The following is a 25878-nucleotide window of genomic DNA, read 5'->3' as shown; positions in this document are numbered from 1 at the left end:
GCTCCCACAAGGAAATGCATTCCAATGTGGGAGCGAGCCTGCTCGCGAAAGCGTCAACTCAAACAACACATAACCATCAGACCTCACTCACCGGCACCCAGACATTCAGACTGGTGCCCTCCCCCGGCTCACTCTCAAGCTCCAGCCGCCCGCCCATGATCAGCACCCGCTCACGCATGCCGACCAGACCAAACGAGGTTGGCCGACCGGCAGTGGTGACGAATCCTACGCCATCGTCACTCACCGTCAGACACAATTCATCGCCTTCCAGCGCCAGCGTCAGTTCCACAGTATGCGCCTGGGCATGGCGCATGACGTTGGTCAGCGCCTCCTGAAGAATGCGAAACAGACCAATCGCCTTGGCGTCGCTGAGCGGCGGCAGATTGTCCGGCACCTGCACCAGACACGGAATCTGCGTGCGCGCCTCGAACCGCCGCGCCTGCCATTCAATTGCCGAGGCAATCCCGGCATCGAGAATCGGCGGGCGCAACGCGGTCGCCACATCACGCACCAACTGGAACAACTGGGCGATCAGGCGCTTCATGCTGTTCAACCTGTCGTGCAGACCGGGGTCGAGCTGTGCGTAGGCCAATTCGCACATCGACGTCTCCAGTTTCAGCACCGTCAGCATCTGCCCCAGCTCATCGTGAACCTCGCGGGCGATCCGCGCCTTCTCTTCCTCGCGCACGCTCTCAAGGTGCGCCGACAGTTCGCGCAGTTGCTCGCGCGACGACGCCAGCTCCAACTCGATGCGCTTGCTCTCGGTAATGTCCCAGACAATGCCGTCCCAGACATAAGCGCCATCTTCAAGCTGTCGGGTGATCGCCTTGATTTCGGCCCAACGCTGCACGCCCTGGCGCGTGAGAATTCGTCCCTGCCACGACCAGTCGCTATCGGTGTCCAGCGCCTGATCCTGGGTCTGGTGATAACTGGCCTTGTCGTCCGGATGCACCAGACTGCGCAGGCCCATGTCGCGGTGGGCAATAGCGGCCGGCGCGTAGCCGACCAGGCTTTCGCTGCCCTCAGAGATGTAGGCAAAGTCGATCTGTCCGGTCACCGGCGCCCGCTCCAAGCGAAACACCAGCCCCGGCACGTTGGCGGCGATGCCTTGCAGTCGCGCCTCGCTTTCCTGCAAAGCCGCGAGTGCGCGGCGGCGGTCGGTGACGTCAGTGAGATAGACCACCAGATATTCACTGTCGCGAAAACGCAGAAAGCTCAGCGACACATCCGCCGGCAAAATACTGCCATCGGCGCGCACACAACTGGTTTCGAAACTCAGCGGCCCTTCTTCACTGGCCCGCGCGCGTTTCCACAGGTTGAGCCAGCGATCCATATGCAGCCCCGGTTCGAAGTCGATCAGCGGTCGCTCGATCAACCCACCCGACGGATAACCGAGCATGTTTTCCGCCGCCCGATTGGCGTAGCGCACATGGCTGTCCCAGTTGACCCAAAGAATGCCGACAGTGCTTTGATCAATAGAAAACTGCGTCAGCCGCAGTGCTTCTTCGCTGGCGGCGCGCAGGGCGATGTCTTCGCGTGCGGCGAGCAGGCGCTGTTCGAGGCTGAGCTGTTGGCGGCGCTGCCAGAATACGATCGCCACACAACTGAGCAGCATTACCGCGAACAACAGGCTGAGGTTCTGCCAGAACCCCGGCGACTCCGACAACCGTGGATATTTGGGTTGCAGCCATTGACTGTGCAGGCGCTCCAGATCCTTGGCGGGGATCGCACGCAGAGCGCTCTGGACGATACCGGCCAGCTCCGGCCAATCCCGGCGTGAGGCCACTCGCAGCAGTTGCGGCAGGCCGATATCGCCGACTACTACCAGTTCGGCGAACTCCGGCTCGGCCGACAGCCGTCCGAGTTGCGCCTCATCGACCACCGCATAAGACGCCTGCTGACTCAACAGCAACTGCAATGCCTGACGCTCCAGCGGCACGCCTTGCAGATTCAGGTGTGGATAATTGCCGCGCAGATAGTCAGCGGTGGTGCTCGGCATGCGCACGGCGACACGGGTCTGGCTGTCGAGTTTTTCCAGATCCACCCCACCGCTGGCCTTCTGGTCGCTGACCACCAGTTGCGGCACGCGCATGTAGGGGTCGGAAAACTGCCACAGGCGCAGCGCGCTCGGTGTCTGGGTCAGACCGGGAGCAATATCGATCTCCCCTTCCCGCGCAGCCGCTTCCAATTGCGCCAGATCCTGAAAGTTGCGCCAGCTCAGCTCGACATTGAGCGCCTTGGCCAACAACTTCATCAGCTCAACGTTGGCCCCGGACAACCGTTGCAAGCGTCGGTCGTACTGCGCGTATGGCGCCTGCAACACCAAACCGACGCGCAATTGGTTGTGTTGCGCCAGCCACAGCTGTTCGCTCGCCGACAATTGCGCAACGTGCGCCGGTGGCGCAGGCGCCGTCCAGCCCATCAAGGGAAGCCACAAACAGCCGATAACCCACAGGCAGCAAAATCGCTTCATTGAAGTCTCATACACTGACAAATTCTGACCAACCCATTAGGCTGGCGGAATACTATCTGGCCTGGAATAACCGATGCCTTCTGTTTACCGCCTGGCAATGCCAGCATTGTGCCTGTCGCTGATCCTGCCCTGTGCGTTTTCCGTCAACGCGGCTGATTCAGCACCTGCTGGCGCTGCGGAAAAATCCGCTGAAGAAAAACCGGCCGAACGCCAGCCACTGCTTGAGCGTAGTCAGGAAGAGGCTGCGGCACTGGAACGTAAAATCCCTGCGCAAGAACAGCAACAGTTACAGGCTGGCAGCGAAACGTTCCTCGCCCTGTGGAAACCGGCCAACACCGCCGAGCCCAAAGGCGCGGTGATCATCGTCCCGGGCGCCGGTGAAACGGCTGACTGGCCTCAGGCAATCGGCCCGTTGCGGCGCAAATTGCCGGACGCCGAATGGAGCAGCCTGAGTATCACCCTGCCCGATCTGCAGAGCGACACCATCGCACCGCGCGTGGTCGCAGCCGAGGCTGCGCCGAAAGCGCCCGAAAGTGGCAGCAAGGATTCCACGACCGCACAGCCGATCGAACAAGCCGCTGGCGGTGAAGCCGAAGTCGCCGATCAGGTGGTTGCCGAAACGACCGAGGAACAATCCAACGCCGATGCCGAGCGCATCTTCGCGCGGATCGATGCGGCTATTGCCTACGCCGAACAGCAAAGTGCGCGGCGCATCGTTGTGCTCGGTCACGGCACCGGCGCTTATTGGGCTGCGCGTTTTTTGAGCGAGCGACAAACGGCGCAGGTGGAGAAATTTGTCATGGTCGACGCGCAGGCTCCGGCCAAGGCCAAACCGCCACTGGCGGAGCTGACCCCGACGCTGAAGCTGCCGACGGCTGATATTTTCTACATGGACAAACCGCTGGACCGCAATGCAGCGCTGGAGCGTATGCAGGCGAGCAAGCGTTTGAAGACCTCGGCATTCAGCCAGGTGGCGCTCAATGCGTTGCCAGATAACAAGGCCGAGCAGGAACAACTGCTCCGTCGCGTGCGTGGCTGGTTGAATCCACAGAACACCGACTGATCGTCAGACCGATTCGCCCCCTTTCGCGAGCAAGCCCGCTTCCACAGTTGACCGCGTTCCTTCAGATGGAATGCGATCGAATGTGGGAGCGGGCTTGCTCGCGAAGAGGCCAGTGTCGACGACACAGAACTAAAAGCTAACGAAAATCCCGCCGCTCTCGAATCAACGTGTAGGCAGTGTGCAAATCCCGCGTTTTCTCGGTCGCCTCTCGCACCTGTAACGGCGTCGCCCCGCTGCCGGCAATCTTGTCCGGATGATGACGGCTGAGCAGACGTCGGTAAGCCCGTTTGATCTGCGCCGGCTCGCTGCTCGCCGACACGCCGAGCAGGCACATCGCCTCCTGATAACTGACCGCCGCACTGACGATAGGCCGTTTTCCGGGCTCATAATCACTGGCCAGTGCCTGCACCTGCTGCGTCGTCCAGCCCAGCCATTTACCCCACTGCGCCAACAACTCCCGCTCGCTGACCCCGGCCCGGCCATCGGCCCAGACCATCCGCCAACAGGCTCGCAAAACGCCTTCGGCCGCATGCGGCTGCGCACTCAGACGGCGCAGATACCCGCGCAGATTATCGCCACCGGACTTGCCGCGATTGAACGCGGCAATCGCCCGGCGCGTCGCCGGTTCGCTCATTTCCAGCGCGCGCATTTCGTTACGCGCCTGCTGGATATGCCCATCGGTCACACGTCCGTCACTCTTGGCCAGACGCCCGAGCAACACGAACAACAATTCATCGTTGCGCAGCATCGGTCGACCACCGAGTTTCTCGCGCAGATGTCCAAAGCTTTGCAAATGCAGGCGCCGATCCAGCGCCTGCCCCAACAAAGCCCCAAGCATGGCCCCCGGAATGCTGGCAATCGCAAAACCCGCTCCGGCTCCAATCAGAGTCCCTGGCCACAACATGTCAGCGACTCGCTTCTATCAAGGTTTCAGCTTCGGCCAGACGCTCATGCGTACCGACATCCACCCAATGGCCTTTCAGACGCTCGCCCGTCACCTGCCTGTCCGCCATGGCTTTGCGCAGCAGCGGTGCCAGCTTGAAGGCACCGTCCGCGCAGCCGTCGAACAGTTGCGGATGGATCACGGCGATACCGCTGTAGGTCAGGGTCGCGGCAGTCGGCTGGCCGTCGATGACCTGACCGTCGACCAAAGAAAAATCCCCTGTCGGGTGATGCGCCGGATTATCCGCCAGCACCAGATGCGCCAGACCGTTGATCGGTTGATGCAACACGCTGAAGTCGTAGTCGGTCCAGATGTCGCCGTTCACCACCAGGAAAGCATCGTCGCCAAGCAACGGCAACGCACGGAAAATCCCGCCGCCGGTTTCCAGCGGCTCGCCTTCCGGCGAGTACTGAATGCTCAGGCCAAACTGCGATCCGTCACCCAGGTAATCCTCGATCTGCTGACCGAGCCAGGCGTGGTTGATCACGACTTCATTGAAACCCGCCGCCGCGAGGGCGCGCAGGTGGTATTCGATTAACGGCACACCGCCGGCACGCACCAGCGGTTTGGGCGTAGTCAGGGTCAGCGGGCGCATGCGCTCGCCTTTGCCTGCCGCCAGAATCATTGCTTTCATGCCGTCGCTCCAGCACGCAGGCTGGTGAACAGCGCTTGCAGTTCGGCCAGTTCAGGACGACGGGCGATCACTGCTTCTATATAGGAGAAGAAGCGCGGCACGTCGGCGAGGTAACGCGGCTTGCCATCGCGATGGCAGATGCGCGCGAAGATGCCGATGACTTTCAGGTGACGCTGCACACCCATCAAATCGCTGGCGCGCAGGAAGTCTTCAAAATCTGGCTGCACCGGAATGTTGAGTGCCGAGGCTTGCTGCCAGTAGCTTTCCAGCCAACCGCGTACGCGTTCTTCCGGCCAACTGAGGAAAGCGTCCTTGAATAGACAGGTCACGTCGTAGGTCACCGGGCCGTAGACCGCATCCTGAAAATCCAGCACGCCAGGGTTCGGCTCGCTGAGCATCAGATTGCGCGGCATGTAGTCGCGGTGCACCAGCACTTTCGGCTGGGCCAGAGCGCTGTCGATCAGCAAGTCGCTGATGTGCTGCCACTGTTGCTTTTGGGTGGAATCGAGTTCGACGCCCAGTTCACGCTTCACGTACCACTCGGGGAACAATTCCAGCTCGCGGCGCAGCAAGGCAACGTCGTAACTTGGTAATGGCGCGACCATTGGCAACTGCTGAAAAGCCAACAGCGCCTGCAAGGCATCGCTGAACAATGCGTCGGCATTTTCGCCATCGATCACCTCCAGATAGGTCTTGTTGCCCAGGTCATTGAGCAAAAGAAAGCCGCGCTCGAGGTCTTCGGCATAAATTTTCGGCACATTTATTCCGGATTTCGCCAGCAAAAAGGCGATATCCACGAACGGTTTGCAGTTTTCCTGGGGGGGTGGTGCATCCATTACGACGAAGCTGCGACCCGCGCCTTCCCAACGGAAGTAACGGCGGAAACTCGCGTCGCTACTGGCCGCGGTCAACGTGGCCGGGGGCACGGCGCCCCAGCCCTGATCTGCAAACAGGATTGCCAACTGCTCATCGAGCCAAACTTTCAGGTGTTGCAAGCGTACATCTTGGTCAGGCATTGCAAGGGTCTCCGACGGCGCTAGCCGTCAAGCGGGTCATGCTTTATTATCCAGCATCTTTTTCAGACCATCGAGAGGCGTGCGGCCCACACCGCGGGCAGATGGCACGCAGGAAGCCCGGACTAATAAGATGGCATTGAAATCCCCCGCGTTTCGTAAAAAATTTCCGTTGTTGGTAACCGGCAGTCTGCTGGCTATGCAACCTCTGGCCAGTCAATTCGTTGTCGCCGCCGAGCAGTATGACTGCTCCGTCTCGGCTACGGGTGCCTGGGACTGTTCGCCCAAGACGCCGGCGGCTGCATTGCCGCCACGTCCAGTGCATGACGGCAGTGCCGTCAGCGCCACCGGCGACGCCCCGCGCGAAAACGGTTCGGTTGCCGAAACAGGCGCCAAGCCCGCACTGGTCACCGAGGCCAAAGGCCGCGGCCTGAAATCCCGTAGCGAAGACTTCAGTCACCTCGACTGGGTTCCGCGCGAGAAACTCACCGCCGCCCAATTGGCTGAAACCGGTCCGTATTGCTCGGGTGCCTACATCGAGCCGACTCGTCCTGGCATGAATGACAAGACGAATAAAAGCGATGCACCGACCTTTATCGGCGCAAAAGCTTCGCGCTATAACACCGATGATCAAGTTGGCACCCTGGCCGGTGATGTTGTCCTGCGTCAGGGCAGCATGCAGGTCGAGTCCGACGAGGCCAGCCTGTACCAGGCCGAGAGCCGCGCCGAACTCAATGGCGATGTGCGCATCCGTGACAACGGCGCGTTGATCGTCGGCGACCATGCCGATGTGCAGCTCGACACCGGTGAAGCCAAGGTCGATAACGCCGAATACGTGATGCACAAGTCGCGCATCCGCGGTAACGCGCTGTACGCCAAGCGTGCCGAAAACGCGATCATCCGTCTCAAGGACGGCACGTACACCACGTGCGAACCGAACAGCAACGCCTGGCAGCTCAAGGGCAACAACATCACCTTGAACCCGGCGACCGGCTTCGGTACCGCGACCAACGTGACACTGCGCGTAAAAGACATTCCGATTCTTTACACGCCGTATATCTATTTCCCGATCGATGATCGTCGCCAGTCGGGCTTCCTGCCGCCGACCATCGGCAGCGGCAGCGACACCGGCTTCATGCTGGTCACGCCGTACTACTTCAACCTGGCGCCTAACTACGACGCCACGTTGTACCCGCGTTACATGAGCAAGCGTGGCATGTTGGTGGAAGGCGAGTTCCGTTACCTGACCAAGTCCAGCGAAGGACAGTTCGGCGCTGCGTACCTGAACGATGACAACACCGATCGCAGCAAGCAGACCGACTACGAAAAAACCCGCTACATGTACAACTGGCAGCACAAAGGCGGTCTCGACTCCCGTGTGTTCACCCAGGTTGATTACACCAAGATCAGCGATCCGTATTATTTCCAGGATCTGCAAACCGATCAGATTGGCGTGAAATCCAGCGACTACGTCAATCAACAGGGCTCGGTTACCTACCGTGGTGACAGCTACACGGCTCGCTTGAATGCTCAGCAGTACCAATTGGCTACTGTTTCGAACATCACACCGTATGGCCGTCTGCCGCAGATCACCTTCAATGGTCAGCTGCCGTACCACCCGGAAGGTTTGAATTTCGATTACGAGACCGAGGTTGTGCGGTTCGAGCGTGATTTGCTCAAAGGCCAATTCACTAACGAAGACGGTACTACCGCAGATCGACTCGACACCAACGTATTAGGCTTAGCACGTGCAAACGGCAATCGTCTGAACCTGAAGCCAGGTGTCAGCCTGCCGATGAACTGGACCTATGGCTTCCTAAAGCCTTCGCTCAAGTATCAATACACCCAATACGATCTGGATCTCGATCAGCGAGGCAAATCCAGCTTGTTGGCGGGTGAAAATTACAGTCGCAACCAGAATCGCGGCGTGCCGATCGCCAGCATCGACAGCGGCCTGTACTTCGACCGCAACACGTCGTACTTTGGCAAAAATTACCGCCAGACTCTGGAACCACGGCTGTTCTATCTCTATGTACCTGAGAAAGACCAGACCGATATCCCGGTATTCGACACCAGCGAAACCACGTTCAACTACTCCTCGCTGTTCCGTGACAACCGTTTCTCCGGCTCCGACCGTGTCGGTGACGAGAACAAGCTGTCGCTGGGCGTGACCAGCCGCTGGATCGAAGATAACGGCTTTGAACGTCAACGCATCAGCGTAGGCCAGGCGTTGTACTTCAAGGATCGCAAGGTTCAACTACCGGGTATCGCCTTCAATGATCGTGACGACGCGAAATCCAACGTTTCGCCGTACGCATTGGAATACGAATACCGCTGGAACCGCGATTGGCGCACCACTGCCGACTACAACTGGGACCCGGACAGCCGCAGCCCACGCTCCGGCAGTGCGATGTTCCACTACCAGCCTGAAGACAACCCGAACAAGGTTATCAACGCCGGCTATCGCTATCGCAACGACCAGGTTCGTTACGACCAGAACACCGGTAAATGGTCGGTGGGCGGTGGTGATTACGGTACTCCAGGCCAGCCTGGTTACGTGAAGGACTACTACAAGATCCAGCAGCATGACTTCTCGGTCATCTGGCCGATCGTTCCACAATGGAACGCAATCAGCCGCTGGCAGTACGACTACAACCGCAACCGTACGCTGGAAGCCTTCGGTGGTTTCGAATACGACAACTGCTGCTGGAAACTGCGCCTGATCAACCGTTACTGGGTCAGCTATGACGAATTCAGTCAGAACGCCCCGGAAAACGAAAAAGGCGACCACGGCGTCTTCCTCCAAATTGTTCTGAAGGGACTCGGTGGCCTCACTGGCGCCAAGGTAGAGAGCTTCCTCGACAAAGGCATTCAAGGTTATCGTGAACGTGAAGACCAAGCTTTCTGATTGTCTGCGCCCGCTGATGCTGGGCGCGCTGTTCCTGGGTACTGCGGCGAACGCCGCAGTACAGTCCATCGATAAAGTGGTAGCGATCGTCGACAACGACGTGGTCATGCAGAGCCAACTGGATCAACGCGTCCATGAAGTTCAGCAGACCATCGCCAAGCGCGGGGGCGGTCTGCCGCCTCCGGGCGTGCTGGACCAACAGGTGCTTGAGCGCCTGATCGTCGAAAACCTGCAACTGCAGATCGGCGAACGTTCTGGTATCCGCATCACCGATGAAGAGCTGAACCAGGCGGTTGGCACCATCGCCCAGCGCAACAACATGAGCGTGGATCAGTTCCGCGCTGCTCTGGCTCGCGACGGCCTGTCTTATGACGACGCCCGCGACCAGATCCGCCGCGAGATGGTCATCAGCCGTGTTCGTCAGCGCCGAGTGGCCGAACGCATTCAGGTGTCCGAGCAGGAAGTGAAGAACTTCCTCGCTTCCGACCTGGGCAAGATGCAATTGTCAGAAGAGCTGCACCTGGCCAACATCCTGATCCCGACCCCGGAAAGCGCCAACTCTGAAGCGATTCAGAACGCCGCGCGTCAGGCCATGGAGGTTTACCAGCAGCTTAAGCAAGGCGCTGACTTCGGTCAGTTGGCCGTGGCCAAATCCGCCAGCGACAACGCACTGGAAGGCGGCGACATGGGCTGGCGTAAAGCCGCTCAATTGCCACCGCCGTTCGATCGCGAGCTGAGCAGCATGGCCGTTGGCGACGTGACTCAACCGGCACGCACTCCAGGCGGTTTCATCATCCTGAAGCTGTTGGCCAAGCGCGGCGGCGAAGCCCAGACCCGTGATGAAGTGCATGTGCGCCACATCCTGGTCAAGCCGAGCCCGATCCGCGACGAAGCCAAGACCAAAGCCTTGGTTCAGTCGTTGTATGAGCGCATCGTGGCGGGTGAAGATTTCGCCACTTTGGCAAAAAGTTACTCCGAAGACCCGGGCTCCGCGCTTAACGGCGGCGACCTGAACTGGATCGACCCGAACGTACTGGTGCCGGAGTTCCGCGAAGTGATGGCCAAGACCCCACAAGGTCAGCTGTCCAAGCCGTTCCAGACTCAATACGGCTGGCACGTTCTGGAAGTCCTTGGCCGTCGCGCCACGGACAGCACCGAACAGGCTCGCGAGCAGCAAGCCATGACCGTACTGCGTAACCGCAAATACGATGAAGAGCTGCAAACCTGGCTGCGTCAGATCCGTGACGAAGCGTACGTAGAGATCAAACTCCCTGGTGCAGACCAGGCAGCGCAGTGAAACCCCAGCGTTTCGCGCTGACACCCGGCGAACCAGCCGGCATCGGTCCCGACCTGTGCCTGCTGCTCGCCTCGCAAGCCCAGCCACATCCCCTGATCGCCATCACCAGCCGCGACCTGCTCCTTGAGCGGGCCGCGCAACTGGGGCTGACCGTCAACCTGCTGGAGGTCGGGCCGGATCACTGGCCGGACGCTCCGGCGCCGGCAAACAGCCTTTACGTCTGGGATACACCGCTCAGCGCCCCCGTAGTCGCCGGGCAACTGGACAAGGCCAATGCCGCTTTCGTCCTCGAAACCCTGACCCGCGCCGGCAACGGCTGCCTGAACGGCGATTTCGCCGGGATGATCACCGCGCCAGTACACAAAGGCGTGATCAATGAGTCGGGCATCGCGTTCTCCGGACATACGGAATTTCTCGCCGACCTGACCCACACCGCACAAGTGGTGATGATGCTTGCCACACGCGGTTTGCGCGTGGCACTGGTCACCACTCACCTGCCCCTGCGCGAGATTGCCGATGCAATCACACCGGAGCGGCTGGAGCGGGTCACGCGGATTCTGCACGCCGACCTGCAAGAAAAATTCGGCATCGCCCAGCCACGCATACTTGTGTGCGGACTCAACCCGCACGCCGGTGAAGGCGGACACCTGGGCCATGAAGAAATCGACATCATCGAACCAACATTAGAGCGCCTGCGCGGTGAGGGCATGGACCTTCGTGGCCCGCTGCCTGCCGACACTCTGTTTACCCCCAAATATCTGGAGCACTGCGACGCAGTGCTGGCGATGTACCACGACCAGGGCCTGCCCGTGCTGAAGTACAAAGGCTTCGGCGCCGCCGTCAACGTGACCCTCGGCCTGCCGATCATCCGCACTTCGGTCGATCATGGCACCGCCCTGGATCTGGCCGGCAGCGGCAAAATCGACACCGGCAGCCTGCAAGTCGCCCTGGAAACCGCCTACCAGATGGCCGAGACCCGTTTATGACCGAGCAATACCAACACAAGGCGCGCAAGCGCTTTGGCCAGAACTTCCTGCACGATGCCGGCGTCATCGACCGCATCCTGCGCTCCATCAGTGCCAAATCCGAAGACCGCTTGCTGGAAATCGGCCCGGGTCAGGGTGCGCTGACCGCCGGCCTGCTCAACTCCGGCGCGCAACTCGACGTAGTGGAACTGGACAAGGACCTGATCCCGATCCTCAACCAGCAGTTTGCCGGCAAGAGCAACTTCAACCTGCATCAGGGTGATGCACTGAAGTTCGACTTCAATACGCTCAACGCTGCGCCAAACAGCCTGCGCGTCGTCGGCAACCTGCCGTACAACATCTCGACGCCACTGATCTTCCACCTGCTGAACAACGCCGGCATCATTCGCGACATGCATTTCATGTTGCAGAAGGAAGTGGTCGAGCGTCTGGCCGCAGGCCCGGGTGGCGGTGACTGGGGTCGCCTGTCGATCATGGTCCAGTACCATTGCCGCGTGGAACACCTGTTCAACGTCGGCCCGGGTGCATTCAATCCGCCGCCAAAGGTTGATTCGGCGATCGTGCGCCTGGTGCCCCACGCCGTGCTGCCGCACCCGGCCAAGGATCACAAATTGCTGGAGCGCGTCGTCCGCGAAGCCTTCAACCAGCGCCGCAAAACCTTGCGCAACACACTCAAGCAATTGCTCAGCAATGCCGAGATCGAAGCGGCCGGAGTTGATGGCAGCTTGCGTCCGGAGCAACTGGATCTGGCCGCCTTCGTGCGCCTGGCCGACCAGCTCGCTGTACAAGTCCCGGCCTCCCCCGCCGTCGACTGACCGGCGATGAACGCTATCGGGCAGGACGCCACTCTGGTTTACTGCCCGATACTTGCCTAGACTGATTCCCCATCAGCTACGCCCCGCGTTCCGCTTCGTTTAAGGCCTCTTGCATGTCCGATTCCCGTTACCAGGTCGATGTCAGCGTCGTAACCCACTATCTGGCAGACCAATCGCAACCCGAGCACGACCGCTTCGCCTTCGCCTATACCATCACCGTAGAGAACAATGGCCAGATGCCCGCCCGACTGATGTCGCGGCACTGGGTGATCACCGACGGTGACGGGCATAAAGAAGAAGTTCGCGGCGCAGGCGTGGTCGGCCAGCAACCGTTGATCGAGGTGGGCAAAAGCCACACCTACAGCAGCGGCACGGTGATGACCACCAAGGTCGGCACCATGCAGGGCACCTACGAAATGGTCGCCGACGACGGCAAGCATTTCGACGCCATCATTAAGCCCTTTCGCCTTGCCGTCCCCGGAGCCTTGCACTGATGGCGACGTATGCTGTAGGCGACTTGCAAGGCTGCCTCGAGCCGCTCAAGTGCCTGCTCAAGCAGGTCGCTTTCGACCCGAAGCTCGATCAGCTCTGGCTGGTTGGCGATCTGGTTAACCGCGGCCCGCAGTCACTGGAGACCCTGCGCTTCCTTTATGGCATGCGTGAATCGCTGGTCTGCGTGCTCGGCAATCACGACTTGCACTTGCTGGCGGCCAGCAAACACATCGAACGCTTGAAGAAGTCCGACACACTGCGCGAGATCATTGAGGCGCCGGATGCTCCTGAACTGTTGGAATGGCTGCGTCAGCAGAAGCTGATGCACTACGACGAGCAGCGCGATGTCGCCATGGCGCATGCGGGTATTCCACCGCAATGGTCGCTGCGTCGTGCCCTGAAGTGCGCCGCCGAAGTTGAAACCGCGCTGCGTGATGACCATCTGTATCCAGCCTTCCTTGATGGCATGTATGGCAATGAGCCGTCGAAATGGGACAACGATCTCAAGGGTGTAAGCCGCCTGCGCGTCATCACCAACTATTTCACGCGCATGCGCTTCTGCACCGCCGAAGGCAAGCTCGACCTCAAGAGCAAGGAAGGCCTCGATACCGCGCCGCCCGGTTACAAACCGTGGTTCCAGCACAAGGAGCGCAAGACCCGCGGCCTGAGAATTATCTTCGGCCACTGGGCGGCGCTGGAAGGCAATATCCAGGAGCCTGGCATCTCGGCGCTGGACACCGGTTGTGTCTGGGGCGGCAGCCTGACCCTGATGAACGTCGACAGCGGCGAGCGCGTGTCGTGCAAATGCGACGAACACGGCGAGCTTGCCTCATCAGTCGCACCACTTATCCCCGAAACCGCCCCAGTCAGCGCCCCGCGTTAAACTGGGCGTTCAGCCGAGCAACAGGAACCCGCCATGAGCGAATTCAAACGAATCCCCCCGGAACAGGCCCAGGCCCTGCGTGAGCAAGGTGCAGTGGTGGTCGACGTCCGCGACCCTGCGACTTTTGCCGCCCTGCACATCAGTGGCTCGAAGCACCTGGACAACCATTCGCTGCACGCTTTCATTCAAGGCGCCGACCTCGATGCGCCGACGGTGGTCGTCTGCTATCACGGCAACTCCAGCCAGGGCGCCGCAGCCTACCTGATAAGCCAAGGCTTTTCTGACGTCTACAGCATGGACGGCGGCTTCGAGCTGTGGCGTACGACTTATCCTGCGGAAACTGCGCAAGGCACCGCCGAATAATTTTTTTGTCATGCGCAGGCCCCGGCTCCCGTGGGCCTGCGCGCGGCAGACGAACGGTCTGCCACACATAATTACGTATCTCGCCTTTACCTCGCGAATTCCCAACTATCCTTAAGCCCAGGCCATCCAAAACAGGGGAGAGCCGGTACACCGGCGCACGGGTCATCGGGAGTGACTTTCACGATTGTCGGTCGTGAAAGTGTTCTGGGGGGTAAACAAACAGCTGCCACAGCAGTTGTTTGCCAGCAGCGACTGAGTGATCCGGCGTCGGCTCCACGTATCGAGCGAGGTGACGTCATGAGTATCTTTAGCCACTTCCAACAACGCTTCGAGTCCACACGCCAGGAAGAACTCTCGCTGCAGGAGTATCTGGAACTGTGCAAAAAGGATCGCAGCGCCTACGTTTCCGCCGCCGAGCGTCTACTGCTGGCCATCGGTGAGCCAGAGTTGCTCGACACCTCGACCAACTCGAGGCTGTCGCGCATCTTCTCCAACAAGGTGATTCGTCGCTACCCGGCCTTTGAAGACTTCCACGGGATGGAAGAATGCATCGACCAGATCGTGTCGTATTTCCGCCACGCCGCCCAAGGCCTGGAAGAGAAGAAACAGATCCTTTACCTGCTTGGCCCGGTCGGCGGCGGTAAGTCGTCCCTGGCCGAGAAGCTCAAACAGCTGATCGAGAAAGTGCCGTTCTATGCGATCAAGGGCTCGCCGGTGTTCGAGTCCCCGCTGGGTCTGTTCAACGCCACCGAAGATGGCGCGATCCTTGAGGAAGACTTTGGCATCCCGCGGCGCTACCTGAACACCATCATGTCGCCATGGGCGACCAAACGCCTGGCCGAATTCGGCGGCGACATCAGTCAGTTCCGCGTGGTCAAACTGTACCCGTCGATCCTCAACCAGATCGCCGTGGCCAAGACCGAACCTGGCGACGAGAACAACCAGGACATCTCCGCTCTGGTCGGCAAGGTCGACATCCGCAAACTCGAGGAATACCCACAGAACGACGCCGACGCCTACAGCTACTCCGGTGCGCTGTGCCGCGCCAACCAGGGTCTGATGGAATTCGTCGAAATGTTCAAGGCACCGATCAAGGTGCTGCACCCACTGCTGACCGCCACTCAGGAAGGCAACTACAACAGTACCGAAGGCCTCGGCGCGATTCCGTTCACCGGGATTCTGCTGGCCCACTCCAACGAATCGGAGTGGCACACCTTCCGCAACAACAAGAACAACGAAGCCTTCATCGACCGGATCTACATCGTCAAAGTGCCGTACTGCCTGCGCGTGAGCGATGAGGTGAAGATCTACGACAAACTGCTGTTCAACAGCTCCCTGGCCAAGGCCCATTGCGCGCCGGACACCTTGAAGATGCTGGCGCAGTTCACCGTACTGTCACGCCTCAAAGAGCCGGAAAACTCCAACATCTATTCGAAGATGCGCGTGTACGACGGCGAAAATCTCAAGGACACCGATCCGAAAGCCAAATCAATCCAGGAATACCGCGACTCGGCCGGTGTCGACGAAGGCATGAACGGTCTTTCGACCCGCTTTGCGTTCAAGATCCTGTCCAAGGTGTTCAACTTCGATCCGCACGAAATCGCCGCCAACCCGGTGCATCTGCTGTATGTGCTGGAACAACAGATCGAACAGGAACAGTTCCAGGCCGAAACCCGTGAACGTTATCTGCGCTACCTGAAGGAATACCTGGCCCCGCGTTATATCGAATTCATCGGCAAGGAAATCCAGACCGCGTATCTCGAGTCTTACAGCGAGTACGGCCAGAACATCTTCGACCGCTACGTGCTGTACGCGGACTTCTGGATTCAGGATCAGGAATACCGCGATCCGGAAACCGGCGAGATCCTCAACCGCGTCGCCCTGAACGAAGAACTGGAGAAAATCGAAAAACCGGCGGGCATCAGCAATCCGAAGGATTTCCGCAACGAAATCGTCAACTTCGTACTGCGCGCACGGGCCAACAACAACGGCAAAAACCCGACCTGGCTCAGCTACGAAAAACTGCGGGTGGTCATCGAGAAGAAAATGTTCTCGAACACCGAAGATCTGCTGCCAGTCATCAGCTTCAATGCCAAGGCCAGCAAAGAGGATCAACAGAAGCACAACGACTTCGTCACTCGAATGGTCGAACGCGGCTACACCGACAAACAGGTACGTCTGCTGTCCGAATGGTACCTACGGGTCCGGAAATCGCAGTAAAACAGCTACAAGCTTCAAGCTGCGAGCGGCAAGAACAAAACGCGTGAACCTTGAAAGCAGGGTCGCTGTTTGTTCTTGCAGCGCGCAGCTCACAACTTGAAGCTGCCCGGAGGGCCACGTATGAGCTATGTGATCGACCGACGTCTCAATGGCAAGAACAAGAGCACGGTGAACCGCCAGCGTTTCCTGCGGCGTTACCGTGATCACATCAAGAAGGCTGTCGAAGAGGCAGTCAGCCGGCGCTCCATCACTGATATGGAACACGGCGAACAGATCAGCATTCCCGGTCGCGACATCGACGAACCGGTGCTTCACCACGGCCGTGGCGGCAAGCAGACCGTGGTGCATCCGGGTAACAAGGAATTCACCGCCGGCGAACACATCGCCCGCCCGCCGGGAGGCGGTGGCGGACGCGGCCCGGGCAAGGCCGGCAACTCCGGCGAGGGCATGGACGAATTCGTCTTCCAGATCACTCAGGAAGAATTCCTCGAATTCATGTTCGAAGACCTCGAACTGCCAAACCTGGTCAAACGCAATCTGAGCGGCACCGACACCTTCAAAACCGTGCGGGCCGGGATCAGCAACGAAGGCAACCCGTCGCGGATCAACATCATCCGCACCCTTCGCTCGGCCCATGCAAGGCGCATTGCCTTGTCGGGCAGCAGCCGGGCAAAACTGCGTGAAGCCAAGGCGGAACTTGAGCGCCTGAGACGCGAAGAACCGGACAACTTCGGCGATATTCAGGAACTCGAGGCGGAAATCGAGAAACTCAGTGCACGTATTCATCGCGTGCCGTTCCTCGACACTTTCGACCTCAAATACAACCTGCTGATCAAGCAGCCGAACCCCAGTTCGAAAGCCGTGATGTTTTGCCTGATGGACGTCTCCGGCTCGATGACCCAGGCGACCAAGGACATCGCCAAACGCTTTTTCATCCTGTTGTACCTGTTTCTGAAACGGAACTACGACAAGATCGACGTCGTGTTCATCCGCCATCACACCAGCGCTCGGGAAGTCGACGAAGAGGAGTTTTTCTACTCACGGGAAACCGGCGGCACCATCGTTTCCAGCGCCCTGAAACTGATGCAGGAGATCATGGCCGAGCGTTACCCGAGCAACGAGTGGAACATTTACGCGGCGCAGGCTTCCGACGGTGACAACTGGAACGACGACTCGCCGATCTGCCGCGACATCCTGATCAACCAGATCATGCCGTTTGTGCAGTACTACACTTACGTGGAGATCACCCCGCGCGAACATCAGGCCTTGTGGTACGAATACGAACGCATCGCCGAAGCCTTTTCCGACACGTTTGCCCAGCAGCAGCTGGTCTCGGCCGGGGATATCTATCCGGTCTTCCGTGAACTCTTCCAGCGCAGGTTAGTGACATGACCGCCAAAGAGCAGAAGCGCCAACCCATTTCCACCGGCTCCGAATGGACATTCGAGCTGATCCAGACCTACGACCGCGAAATCGCCCGTATCGCGGCCGGCTATGCGCTGGACACCTATCCCAACCAGATCGAAGTGATCACCGCCGAGCAGATGATGGACGCGTATGCCTCGGTGGGCATGCCGCTGGGTTACCACCACTGGTCCTACGGTAAGCACTTCCTCAGCACGGAAAAATCCTACAGCCGCGGACAGATGGGCCTGGCGTACGAGATCGTGATCAACTCCGATCCGTGCATTGCCTACCTGATGGAAGAAAACACCATCTGCATGCAGGCGCTGGTGGTGGCTCACGCGTGCTACGGTCACAACAGTTTCTTCAAGGGCAATTACCTGTTCCGCACCTGGACCGACGCCAGCTCGATCATTGATTACCTGGTGTTCGCCAAGCAGTACATCATGCAATGCGAGGAGCGCCACGGCATCGATGCGGTGGAAGACTTGCTGGACTCCTGTCATGCGCTGATGAACTACGGCGTTGACCGCTACAAACGTCCGTACCCGATTTCCGCCGAGGAGGAACGGCGGCGGCAGAAGGATCGTGAAGAACACCTGCAAAAGCAGATCAACGATCTATGGCGCACCATCCCCAAAGGCGCGGACAAGTACAGCGACAAGGACAACGCGCGCTTCCCGGCCGAGCCGCAGGAAAACATTCTGTACTTCATCGAGAAGCACGCACCACTGCTAGAGCCTTGGCAGCGCGAGATCGTGCGGATCGTGCGCAAGATCGCGCAGTACTTTTATCCACAACGTCAGACTCAAGTGATGAACGAAGGCTGGGCGACATTCTGGCACTACACGCTGATGAATGACCTGTACGACGAAGGCCTGGTCACCGACGGTTTCATGATGGAGTTCCTGACGTCGCACACCAGCGTGGTGTTCCAGCCCGGTTTCGACAGCCCCTACTACAGCGGCATCAACCCCTATGCGCTGGGCTTTGCCATGTACCGTGACATCCGGCGCATGTGCGAAGAACCCACTGAGGAAGACCGTCACTGGTTTCCGGATATTGCCGGGACCGATTGGCTGTCGAGCATCAAGTTCGCCATGAGCAGCTTCAAGGACGAGAGTTTTATCCTGCAGTATCTGTCACCGAAAGTGATCCGCGATCTGAAGCTGTTCAGCATCCTCGATGATGACCAGAAGGACGATCTGCTGGTACCGGCGATCCATGACGAAACCGGTTATCGAATCATCCGCGAAACCCTGGCCGCGCAATACAACCTCGGCAATCGCGAGCCAAACGTGCAGATATACAGCATCGATCGTCGCGGTGATCGCTCACTGACCTTGCGCCACCAGCAACACGATCGCAAGCCTCTGGGCGACTCCACCGAAGAGGTGCTCAAACACCTGCATCGCTTGTGGGGCTTCGACATTCATCTGGAAACCCTGCAAGGCGACCAGATCATGAAAACCCATCACGTACCGCCACGCAGTGAGCACAGCGAAGGCGATTACGGTCGGCTCGACTTGGCCGTCATTCATCTTTGATCCCGTTTCGGCCTCCGAAAGCGCGACGCAAGGGTTATCCTGTCGGGCTAATGGAGGTTTTTTATGCAGATTTATAAGGTCGGCGGCGCGGTACGCGATCGTTTGCTGGGCAAACCGGTCACCGATATTGATCGGGTAGTGGTCGGCACGACGGCAGAAAAGATGCTCGGTCTGGGTTACCGCGCGATCGGTGCAGACTTCCCGGTATTTCTTCACCCAAAAACCGGTGAGGAATATGCCCTCGCCCGCACCGAGCGCAAGAGCGGGCGCGGTTACGGCGGGTTTACTTTTCACGCCAGCCCTGAGGTCACGCTTGAAGAGGACCTGATCCGCCGCGATCTGACCATTAACGCCATGGCCGTCGCCGAAGATGATGAAAGTTACCAGCATCTGATCGACCCGTATAACGGTCAGCGCGATCTCGAAGATCGAATTCTGCGCCACGTATCCCCGGCATTCGCCGAAGATCCTTTGCGTGTATTACGCGTTGCCCGCTTTGCTGCCCGCTATGCCGGGCTTGGTTTTACAGTTGCCTGCGAAACCCTGGAGTTGATGCGACAGCTCAGCGAATCCGGCGAGCTGCAAGCGCTGACGGCAGAACGCAGCTGGAAAGAAATATCCAAGGCGTTGATGGAAGATCACCCGCAGGTATTCATTCAGGTGCTGCGCGATTGCGGCGCTTTGAAAGAGTTGATGCCCGAAGTCGATGTGCTGTTCGGCGTGCCGCAGCCAGAAATACACCACCCGGAAATCGACAGCGGCATCCACACTCTCAGCGTGCTGGAGCAAGCAGCGCTGCACAAACAGCCGCTGACCGTGCGCTGGGCTTGTCTGCTGCACGACCTCGGCAAGGGCCTGACCCCGGAAGCAGAATGGCCGCGACATATCGCCCACGAGCACAAAGGGTTAAAGCCGATCAAAGCGGTCAATGAGCGCTTCAAGGTACCGAAGGACTGTCAGGAGTTGGCATTGCTGGTCGGTCAGTACCACACCCATGGACATCGCGCCCTGGAGCTGAAAGCTTCGACTTTGCTGGAGCTGCTGCAGAGCTTCGATGTGTATCGCCGACCGCAGCGCTTTGAGGAGTTCGTTGCCGCATGCGAGATGGACGCAAGGGGGCGCAAAGGGCTTGAGCAGAGAAGTTACCCACAGGCGGATTACCTGCGTGGCGCGGCCAATGTGGCCCGCGGCGTGGCGGCGCAACCGTTGCTGGAGAAGGGGTTCAAGGGGCCGGAGCTAGGCGAAGCGCTCAAGCGTGAACGACTGAAGGCGTTGAAGGCTTACAAAGACGCGGCGTCTGCGTGAAAAGCTTCGCGAGCAAGCCCGCTCCCACATTTTGGAATGCATTCCCCTGTGAGAGCGGGCTTGCTCGCGAAGGCGCCAGTCAATTCAACGCAAATCCGAAGACGTGAGCTGCTCGCCCCGCCACTCAAACCCCACCGGCGCCAACACCTGATCAATCTTCGCCTCAGCCCACAGCGTGGCGAAGCTTTTTCCCACACCCGGATGCACGCGATCCGGCGCAATCAGCGACAGCGGCCACAACACAAAGGCATTTTTCAGGATTTCTGCCCGCGGCAGAACCAATCCGTCGAAATTGCCCACCAGATCTCCGTACAGCAGCACGTCGATATCCAGCGGCAAGCCCTTGCGATCCGGTGCATAGCGACCGTTATCCGCCTCGATGAGCTTCAAGCGACGATCCAGCTCCATCAACGGCAGATCGGTATAGGCCGACACCACAAAGTTGAAGAAAAGCCCGCTCTTGATTCCCACTGGCTGACTCTCGAAAACCGCCGAACAGCGGATATCCACCAGAAACGTCGCCAATGCTTCAAGACCGGCGCGCAAATGGGTTTCGCGCTCGATATTGCTACCAAACCCGAGATACACCTGAGTCAGCGACATCCGCGCTCGATCTCCACTCCCACACCGCCCTTGGCGGCCGGTACTGCGCCGGGCTTGGTCAGCTTCAGGCGCACCCAAGTGATCTTGAATTCGCTCATCAGCACCTCGACCAGGCGCTCGGCGAAGGTCTCGACCAACTGATACTGAGATTGCTCGGCAAAGGCCTGGATGCGCGTGGAAACGCTGGCGTAATCGAGCGCCAGGGTCAGGTCATCACCGGCGGCGGCCGGGCGATTATCCCAGGCGAAGCTCAGATCAAGTCGCAGACACTGTCGGATGCCGCGCTCCCAGTCGTAGGCACCGATCACGGTGTCAACTTCCAGGCCCTCGATAAACACTCTGTCCAAGCACTTTTCTCCGCTGCACGACAAGGGCGCAATGCGCCGTTAGAATCAGGGCGTCCTCGCCCGGAATAGTTAGCATGTTTTGGTTACTGGCGACTCTCGCCTACCTGCTCGGCTCGCTGTCCTTCGCCATTTTGCTCAGCCGCCTGACCGGAAATCCGGATCCGCGAATGAGTGGCTCGGGCAATGCCGGCGCCACCAACATGCTGCGCCTGGCCGGCCGCAAACTGGCGATCCTGACCCTGCTGGGTGATCTATGCAAAGGCCTGCTGCCGGTACTGATCGCATCGGCTGTCGGTCTATCGCTGCAGGATCAGGCGTGGATCGGCGTGTGTGCCGTGATCGGTCACCTGTTCCCGGTGTACTTCCGCTTTCGCGGCGGCAAAGGTGTCGCCACCGCAGCCGGCATGTTGCTGGGCCTGTATCCACCTGCTGCGCTGCTGGCGGTGTGCGCCTGGCTGCTGACGTTCTACCTGACCCGTACCAGCTCGCTGGCGGCGCTGATTGCCACGCCGCTGACCCTGCCGTTACTTGCGTGGCAGGAGCCAGAGGCGCTGTTGCCGATGAGCGCGCTGACGCTGCTGATCGTCTGGCGCCATCGCGGCAATCTACGCGACCTGTTTGCCGGGCGCGAACGGCATTTTTAAATACCGCTCGTGAGCGCCGTTCATCACAGGGCCGACAACTGCTCCATCGGCCAGCGCGCCTGCACGCTGATCGCCAGACTTTCCTGCTGACCGGCCTGCAAACGCTGGCAACCGGCAAACGCAATCATCGCACCGTTGTCGGTGCAGAACTCGGGACGGGCGTAAAACACATCGCCCTGCATGTCGCTGAGCATTTTCTCCAGCGAAACACGCAAAGCCTTGTTGGCGCTGACGCCGCCTGCGATGACCAGACGCTTCATGCCCGCCTGTTTCAGGGCCCGCTTGCACTTGATGGTCAAAGTCTCCACCACGGCCTGCTGGAACGCCAGCGCGATGTCGCAACGGGCTTGCTCGTTGTCGTCCCCGGCGCTGATGCGCTGCTGCCAGGTGTTGAGCGCCGAGGTCTTCAGACCGCTGAAGCTGAATTCCAGCCCCGGGCGATCACACATCGGACGCGGAAAAGTGAAACGTCCTGCGACGCCCTTCTCCGCGAGTTTGGCGATTTCCGGCCCGCCGGGGTAATTGAGGCCCATCATCTTCGCAGTCTTGTCGAAAGCTTCACCGGCCGCGTCGTCGAGGGTCTCGCCGAGCAGCGTGTATTGGCCGATGCCATCAACCTGAACCAGCTGCGTATGACCGCCGGAGACCAACAAAGCGACGAACGGGAATTGTGGCGGTGTGGGCTCCAGCATCGGCGCCAGCAAATGGCCTTCCATGTGATGTACGCCGAGCGCCGGAATGCCCCAGGCAAATGCCAGCGCCTGAGCGCAGGAAGCACCGACCAACAGCGCGCCCACCAGGCCAGGACCCGCGGTGTAGGCGATCGCGTCGATCTCGGTCGGCACACAGTCGGCTTCGGCCAACACCTGACGAATCAAGGGCAGCATACGTTTGACGTGGTCACGCGAGGCCAGCTCCGGCACCACACCGCCATACACACGATGCAGGTCGATCTGACTGAACAGCGCGTCGGCAAGCAGACCGCGCTCACTGTCATATAATGCGACGCCGGTCTCGTCGCAGGAGGTTTCTAATCCCAGTACTAGCATGGGTTTGCGCCTTGTTTAGGCTGAATTCGAAGGCGCGCATAATAGTCCCCGCGTGATCCCCCGACCAGCGGTTTTCGATCAGAGGCTTTGCATTCCGAGCGATGAGGGGTTAACATCCGCAACCCTTAAAAACCGACGTCTTCAAGTGCTCTTTTGCCGCGAGGATGTTGACCCCGGTAATGAATGAAGGTAGCTCTGGATGCCAGCCGTCAAAGTTAAAGAGAACGAACCCTTCGACGTAGCTCTGCGTCGTTTCAAGCGCTCCTGCGAAAAAGCCGGTGTACTGGCTGAAGTTCGTAGCCGCGAATTTTACGAGAAGCCAACTTCTGAGCGTAAGCGCAAAGCAGCAGCCGCTGTTAAGCGTCACGCCAAGAAAGTTCAGCGCGAACAGCGCCGCGCCGTTCGTCTGTACTAATACACAGACGTTCGTAGCAAGCTTCTTGCCTAAGCCCGGCTCTCAGCCGGGCTAATGGCATTTGCGTAAAACGCTTGATGCTTCACCGTCGAAGCCGCAGATGCGACCAAGACAAATCTGCTTCACGCGTCAGACCTGGCTCTTTTGCCAGCGGTGCACGTCTTTTCTGACGAGTCTTTCAAGGCTACTGACGAGCACACCCACTGATTCCTCTCACGACGATCAGCCCAAGGCACCTGCATGCGTGCCCGCTTTATTGAGCTATCCGAGGCCATTAACCGGCCGTCAGCGGATTCAGCGCAACACTTTCAAATAGTCGAAGACTGATTGGTACTAACGTCAGTGGATTTTCGGCAGATACACTTCCCGACAGCGATTACGCAGACGACACCGGTCGAGCCGCAAATTTTGCGTGCTTCAAACAACGACCCGCGTCCGGCAGCCCTTCGCATCGGACTCATTACAGCGCAGACGACGAGAACGCGATGGCCGGGCTGATTCCCCAGAGCTTTATTGACGACCTCCTGAACCGCACCGACATCGTCGACGTGGTCAGCTCGCGTGTGCAATTGAAAAAAGCCGGCAAGAACTACACGGCCTGCTGCCCGTTTCACAAAGAAAAAACCCCATCCTTCAGTGTCAGTCCCGACAAGCAGTTCTATTACTGCTTCGGCTGCGGCGCCGGCGGCAACGCCCTCGGCTTCCTCATGGATCACGACAACCTGGATTTCCCCCAGGCAGTCGAAGATCTGGCGAAAGCCGCCGGCATGGAAATCCCTCGCGAAGAAAGCGGCCGCTCGCACAAACCGCGGCAGCCGACCGATTCGCCGCTGTATCCGCTGCTCACCGCCGCTGCCGACTTTTACCGGCAGGCACTCAAGAGCCACCCATCGCGCAAAGCCGCCGTGGACTATCTTAAGGGCCGCGGTCTGACCGGCGAGATCGCCCGGGATTTCGGCCTCGGCTTTGCACCACCCGGCTGGGACAACCTGTTCAAGCATTTGAGCAGCGATACTTTGCAACAGAAGGCCATGATCGACGCCGGCCTGCTGATCGAGAACGCCGAAACCGGCAAACGCTATGACCGCTTCCGCGATCGCGTGATGTTCCCGATCCGCGATACGCGTGGGCGCATCATCGCTTTCGGTGGCCGAGTACTCGGCGACGACAAGCCGAAGTACCTGAACTCGCCGGAAACCCCGGTTTTCCATAAAGGCCAGGAACTCTACGGCCTTTATGAAGCTCGCAAGAACAACCGCAACCTCGACGAAATCATCGTCGTCGAGGGCTATATGGACGTCATCGCCCTTGCCCAGCAAGGATTGCGTAATGCCGTCGCAACGCTGGGCACGGCGACCAGCGAAGAACACTTGAAACGCCTGTTCCGGGTCGTACCGAACGTTTTGTTCTGCTTCGACGGCGACCAGGCCGGACGCAACGCCGCCTGGCGCGCGCTGGAGGCAACACTTCCATGCCTGCAAGACGGGCGCCGTGCGCGATTCCTGTTCCTGCCCGAGGGCGAAGACCCGGACACCTTGGTTCGCGCCGAAGGCACCGACGCTTTCAAGGCCCGCATCAATCAGCATGCGCAGCCGCTGGCGGATTATTTCTTCCAGCAACTGACCGAGGAAGCCGATCCGCGCTCGCTCGAAGGCAAGGCACACATGGCCACCCTCGCCGCACCGCTGATCGACAAAGTGCCGGGCGCCAACCTGCGCATCCTGATGCGTCAGCGCCTGACCGAAATCACTGGCCTGAGCAGCGAAACCGTCAGTCAGCTCGCACAAAGCGCGCCGCAGGAAGCGCCACCCGCCTATGATCCGGGCATCGATTACGACGCAATGCCGGACTACAGCAACTACCATCAGCCGCAGGCACAGGACATGTACGTGCCGCAGCAGGAATGGACGCCGAAGAAACCCGGCGCCGGCGGCAAAAAGTGGGACAAGAAGCCCTGGGACAAGAACGGCAAGCGTGGCGGCGATCGCGATCAGCAACGCCCGCGAACGCCGATTGGCGTCGAGTCGCCAACCCTGACCGCCCTGCGCACACTGCTTCATCACCCGCAGTTGGCCGAACGCGTCGAGGACGCCGGGCACATTGCGGACGAAAATCAGACCAATGCCCAGTTGCTTGTGGCGCTGCTCGAAGCCGTACAGAAGAATCCCAAGCTAAACTCATTTCAGTTGATCGCGCGATGGCACGGCACTGAACAGGGGCGTTTGCTCAAGGCGCTGGCAGAAAAGGAATGGCTGATTGACGGAGATAACCTTGAACAACAGTTTTTCGACACCATTACTAGCTTGTCAGCCCGCCAACGCGAGCGAAATCTGGAACAGTTGCTCAGAAAAGCGCGTCAAAGCGAATTGAGCATCGAAGAGAAAAATCAACTGCGCGACCTACTAAGTCGCAATGTTTCCGCATCAAACCCGACCTCAACTGGCGCGTGAGGTCATAGCTCAGGTATAATCCTC

General features: G+C 59.4%; 22 protein-coding genes. 15 read left to right on the top strand and 7 right to left on the bottom strand.

The features are described 5' to 3' along the window. Positions 1–76: 76 nt before the first annotated feature. Positions 77–2473: a PAS domain-containing sensor histidine kinase gene (locus ATI02_RS18895; RefSeq protein WP_100847056.1), complete on the bottom strand. Its 2397-nt coding sequence runs from the start codon at positions 2471–2473 to the stop codon at positions 77–79. Positions 2474–2546: 73 nt separating this feature from the next. Between ATI02_RS18895 and ATI02_RS18890 the strand changes: the two genes are divergently transcribed. Further along, complete coding sequence (locus ATI02_RS18890) at positions 2547–3536, top strand: alpha/beta hydrolase family protein (protein WP_095189497.1); 990 nt, start codon at positions 2547–2549, stop codon at positions 3534–3536. A gap of 136 nt (positions 3537–3672) precedes the next feature. Here ATI02_RS18890 and ATI02_RS18885 read toward each other — a convergent pair whose 3' ends face one another. Genes ATI02_RS18885 through ATI02_RS18875 form a run of 3 tightly spaced genes read right to left on the bottom strand, consistent with a single transcriptional unit; the run spans position 3673 to position 6129 of the window. Continuing rightward, positions 3673–4440, bottom strand: a complete 768-nt coding sequence (locus ATI02_RS18885) for a TerB family tellurite resistance protein (protein WP_100847055.1) — start codon at positions 4438–4440, stop codon at positions 3673–3675. A 1-nt stretch (position 4441) separates the two neighbouring features. Further along, a complete protein-coding gene (gene murU, locus ATI02_RS18880) occupies positions 4442–5113 on the bottom strand; it encodes an N-acetylmuramate alpha-1-phosphate uridylyltransferase MurU (RefSeq protein ID WP_100847054.1) in 672 nt (223 codons plus the stop codon). Beyond that, the gene (locus tag ATI02_RS18875; RefSeq protein ID WP_100847053.1) at positions 5110–6129 is read right to left on the bottom strand and encodes an aminoglycoside phosphotransferase family protein; all 1020 of its coding nucleotides are present in this window, start codon (positions 6127–6129) and stop codon (positions 5110–5112) included. The genes murU and ATI02_RS18875 overlap by 4 nt, the downstream gene beginning before the upstream one ends. 130 nt (positions 6130–6259) lie before the next feature. Here ATI02_RS18875 and ATI02_RS18870 point away from each other — a divergent pair, with 130 nt between their 5' ends. The 11 genes from ATI02_RS18870 to ATI02_RS18820 all read left to right on the top strand — a co-directional run bounded on the left by ATI02_RS18870 (position 6260) and on the right by ATI02_RS18820 (position 20346). Continuing rightward, the gene (locus tag ATI02_RS18870; RefSeq protein ID WP_100847052.1) at positions 6260–9034 is read left to right on the top strand and encodes an LPS-assembly protein LptD; all 2775 of its coding nucleotides are present in this window, start codon (positions 6260–6262) and stop codon (positions 9032–9034) included. Further along, on the top strand, positions 9015–10331 hold the full coding sequence (gene surA / locus ATI02_RS18865) for a peptidylprolyl isomerase SurA (protein ID WP_141233109.1): 1317 nt from the start codon (positions 9015–9017) through the stop codon (positions 10329–10331). The genes ATI02_RS18870 and surA overlap by 20 nt, the downstream gene beginning before the upstream one ends. Further along, positions 10328–11317, top strand: a complete 990-nt coding sequence (gene pdxA, locus ATI02_RS18860) for a 4-hydroxythreonine-4-phosphate dehydrogenase PdxA (protein WP_100847051.1) — start codon at positions 10328–10330, stop codon at positions 11315–11317. The genes surA and pdxA overlap by 4 nt, the downstream gene beginning before the upstream one ends. Further along, complete coding sequence (rsmA, locus tag ATI02_RS18855; RefSeq protein WP_095189503.1) at positions 11314–12132, top strand: 16S rRNA (adenine(1518)-N(6)/adenine(1519)-N(6))-dimethyltransferase RsmA; 819 nt, start codon at positions 11314–11316, stop codon at positions 12130–12132. The genes pdxA and rsmA overlap by 4 nt, the downstream gene beginning before the upstream one ends. Positions 12133–12245: 113 nt before the next feature. Beyond that, complete coding sequence (gene apaG, locus ATI02_RS18850; RefSeq protein WP_095189504.1) at positions 12246–12626, top strand: Co2+/Mg2+ efflux facilitator ApaG/CorD; 381 nt, start codon at positions 12246–12248, stop codon at positions 12624–12626. Further along, the gene (locus ATI02_RS18845) at positions 12626–13507 is read left to right on the top strand and encodes a symmetrical bis(5'-nucleosyl)-tetraphosphatase (RefSeq protein WP_100847050.1); all 882 of its coding nucleotides are present in this window, start codon (positions 12626–12628) and stop codon (positions 13505–13507) included. The genes apaG and ATI02_RS18845 overlap by 1 nt, the downstream gene beginning before the upstream one ends. A 33-nt stretch (positions 13508–13540) precedes the next feature. Next, complete coding sequence (gene glpE, locus ATI02_RS18840; RefSeq protein WP_016983139.1) at positions 13541–13870, top strand: thiosulfate sulfurtransferase GlpE; 330 nt, start codon at positions 13541–13543, stop codon at positions 13868–13870. A gap of 297 nt (positions 13871–14167) precedes the next feature. Then, the gene (locus ATI02_RS18835; protein WP_007910115.1) at positions 14168–16090 is read left to right on the top strand and encodes a PrkA family serine protein kinase; all 1923 of its coding nucleotides are present in this window, start codon (positions 14168–14170) and stop codon (positions 16088–16090) included. 120 nt (positions 16091–16210) lie between these two features. Beyond that, positions 16211–17482 (top strand): YeaH/YhbH family protein, encoded by a 1272-nt coding sequence (locus ATI02_RS18830; RefSeq protein ID WP_100847049.1) that lies wholly within the window; start codon positions 16211–16213, stop codon positions 17480–17482. Continuing rightward, entirely contained in the window at positions 17479–19041 is a 1563-nt protein-coding gene (locus ATI02_RS18825; protein WP_095189507.1) for a SpoVR family protein, read from the top strand. Before ATI02_RS18830 ends, ATI02_RS18825 begins: the two co-directional genes overlap by 4 nt. 63 nt (positions 19042–19104) lie before the next feature. Beyond that, the gene (locus tag ATI02_RS18820; RefSeq protein WP_100847048.1) at positions 19105–20346 is read left to right on the top strand and encodes a multifunctional CCA addition/repair protein; all 1242 of its coding nucleotides are present in this window, start codon (positions 19105–19107) and stop codon (positions 20344–20346) included. Positions 20347–20430: 84 nt separating this feature from the next. On the opposite strand, the gene folK is transcribed toward ATI02_RS18820, so the two are convergent. Both folK and folB read right to left on the bottom strand, forming a co-directional pair. Further along, the gene (gene folK, locus ATI02_RS18815; RefSeq protein ID WP_095189509.1) at positions 20431–20949 is read right to left on the bottom strand and encodes a 2-amino-4-hydroxy-6-hydroxymethyldihydropteridine diphosphokinase; all 519 of its coding nucleotides are present in this window, start codon (positions 20947–20949) and stop codon (positions 20431–20433) included. After that, positions 20940–21296, bottom strand: coding sequence for a dihydroneopterin aldolase (folB, locus tag ATI02_RS18810; protein WP_064599849.1), 357 nt, complete (start codon positions 21294–21296; stop codon positions 20940–20942). Before folB ends, folK begins: the two co-directional genes overlap by 10 nt. A gap of 74 nt (positions 21297–21370) precedes the next feature. On the opposite strand from folB, the gene plsY reads away from it, so the two are divergent. After that, positions 21371–21940: a glycerol-3-phosphate 1-O-acyltransferase PlsY gene (gene plsY / locus ATI02_RS18805; RefSeq protein ID WP_095189510.1), complete on the top strand. Its 570-nt coding sequence runs from the start codon at positions 21371–21373 to the stop codon at positions 21938–21940. Positions 21941–21963: 23 nt separating this feature from the next. On the opposite strand, the gene tsaD is transcribed toward plsY, so the two are convergent. Further along, entirely contained in the window at positions 21964–22989 is a 1026-nt protein-coding gene (tsaD, locus tag ATI02_RS18800) for a tRNA (adenosine(37)-N6)-threonylcarbamoyltransferase complex transferase subunit TsaD (RefSeq protein ID WP_095189511.1), read from the bottom strand. Between the two features lie 199 nt (positions 22990–23188). On the opposite strand from tsaD, the gene rpsU reads away from it, so the two are divergent. Then, positions 23189–23404 carry a 30S ribosomal protein S21 gene (rpsU, locus tag ATI02_RS18795; RefSeq protein ID WP_002551877.1) on the top strand — a complete coding sequence of 72 codons (216 nt, stop codon included), beginning with the start codon at positions 23189–23191 and terminating at the stop codon, positions 23402–23404. A gap of 485 nt (positions 23405–23889) precedes the next feature. Next, entirely contained in the window at positions 23890–25854 is a 1965-nt protein-coding gene (dnaG, locus tag ATI02_RS18790; protein WP_100847047.1) for a DNA primase, read from the top strand. Positions 25855–25878 lie beyond the last annotated feature (24 nt).

Origin of the sequence: Pseudomonas baetica, from assembly GCF_002813455.1 — a bacterium.
Lineage (GTDB): Bacteria > Pseudomonadota > Gammaproteobacteria > Pseudomonadales > Pseudomonadaceae > Aquipseudomonas > Aquipseudomonas baetica.
The sequence above is the reverse complement of the archived record's forward strand: the minus strand, read 5'-3'. Positions and strand labels throughout refer to the sequence as shown.

Excerpts from the sequence above, each read along its gene's own strand:
- glpE (WP_016983139.1), top strand. The coding sequence starts at position 13,541 with ATGAGCGAATTCAAACGAATCCCCCCGGAACAGGCCCAGGCCCTGCGT.
- ATI02_RS18820 (WP_100847048.1), top strand. The coding sequence starts at position 19,105 with ATGCAGATTTATAAGGTCGGCGGCGCGGTACGCGATCGTTTGCTGGGC.
- apaG (WP_095189504.1), top strand. The coding sequence starts at position 12,246 with ATGTCCGATTCCCGTTACCAGGTCGATGTCAGCGTCGTAACCCACTAT.
- ATI02_RS18835 (WP_007910115.1), top strand. The coding sequence starts at position 14,168 with ATGAGTATCTTTAGCCACTTCCAACAACGCTTCGAGTCCACACGCCAG.
- rsmA (WP_095189503.1), top strand. The coding sequence starts at position 11,314 with ATGACCGAGCAATACCAACACAAGGCGCGCAAGCGCTTTGGCCAGAAC.
- tsaD (WP_095189511.1), bottom strand. The coding sequence starts at position 22,989 with ATGCTAGTACTGGGATTAGAAACCTCCTGCGACGAGACCGGCGTCGCA.
- ATI02_RS18825 (WP_095189507.1), top strand. The coding sequence starts at position 17,479 with ATGACCGCCAAAGAGCAGAAGCGCCAACCCATTTCCACCGGCTCCGAA.
- ATI02_RS18875 (WP_100847053.1), bottom strand. The coding sequence starts at position 6,129 with ATGCCTGACCAAGATGTACGCTTGCAACACCTGAAAGTTTGGCTCGAT.
- ATI02_RS18895 (WP_100847056.1), bottom strand. The coding sequence starts at position 2,473 with ATGAAGCGATTTTGCTGCCTGTGGGTTATCGGCTGTTTGTGGCTTCCC.
- ATI02_RS18890 (WP_095189497.1), top strand. The coding sequence starts at position 2,547 with ATGCCTTCTGTTTACCGCCTGGCAATGCCAGCATTGTGCCTGTCGCTG.
- rpsU (WP_002551877.1), top strand. The coding sequence starts at position 23,189 with ATGCCAGCCGTCAAAGTTAAAGAGAACGAACCCTTCGACGTAGCTCTG.
- folK (WP_095189509.1), bottom strand. The coding sequence starts at position 20,949 with ATGTCGCTGACTCAGGTGTATCTCGGGTTTGGTAGCAATATCGAGCGC.
- murU (WP_100847054.1), bottom strand. The coding sequence starts at position 5,113 with ATGAAAGCAATGATTCTGGCGGCAGGCAAAGGCGAGCGCATGCGCCCG.
- dnaG (WP_100847047.1), top strand. The coding sequence starts at position 23,890 with ATGGCCGGGCTGATTCCCCAGAGCTTTATTGACGACCTCCTGAACCGC.
- plsY (WP_095189510.1), top strand. The coding sequence starts at position 21,371 with ATGTTTTGGTTACTGGCGACTCTCGCCTACCTGCTCGGCTCGCTGTCC.
- ATI02_RS18870 (WP_100847052.1), top strand. The coding sequence starts at position 6,260 with ATGGCATTGAAATCCCCCGCGTTTCGTAAAAAATTTCCGTTGTTGGTA.
- ATI02_RS18885 (WP_100847055.1), bottom strand. The coding sequence starts at position 4,440 with ATGTTGTGGCCAGGGACTCTGATTGGAGCCGGAGCGGGTTTTGCGATT.
- ATI02_RS18830 (WP_100847049.1), top strand. The coding sequence starts at position 16,211 with ATGAGCTATGTGATCGACCGACGTCTCAATGGCAAGAACAAGAGCACG.
- ATI02_RS18845 (WP_100847050.1), top strand. The coding sequence starts at position 12,626 with ATGGCGACGTATGCTGTAGGCGACTTGCAAGGCTGCCTCGAGCCGCTC.